Annotated in this window: 2 tRNA genes; both read right to left on the bottom strand. The window is 54.8% G+C overall.

Annotated elements, in window-relative coordinates:
- Window position 1: 1 nt before the first annotated feature.
- Window positions 2–77, bottom strand: a tRNA-Ala gene (locus P0Y67_RS22940).
- Window positions 78–122: 45 nt separating this feature from the next.
- Window positions 123–199: transfer RNA gene (locus tag P0Y67_RS22945), tRNA-Ile, on the bottom strand.
- Between the last annotated feature and the right edge of the window lie 100 nt (window positions 200–299).

The following is a 299-nucleotide window of genomic DNA, read 5'->3' on the forward strand; positions in this document are numbered from 1 at the left end:
GTGGTGGAGCTAGGCGGGATCGAACCGCCGACCTCTTGCATGCCATGCAAGCGCTCTCCCAGCTGAGCTATAGCCCCATCGAGTATTGCAAGAGTGTTTAACCACTGCATTTGGGAAGACAGTGGTGGGTCTGAGTGGACTTGAACCACCGACCTCACCCTTATCAGGGGTGCGCTCTAACCACCTGAGCTACAGACCCTTCTCTTGCGCTCTTAACGATTTCGACCAAGCAATCTGTGTGGACACTGCATCAACGACACAGTCTTTAGGTAAGGAGGTGATCCAGCCCCAGGTTCCCC

It is taken from the genome of Photobacterium sp. SP02, assembly GCF_038519165.1.
Lineage (GTDB): Bacteria > Pseudomonadota > Gammaproteobacteria > Enterobacterales > Vibrionaceae > Photobacterium > Photobacterium halotolerans.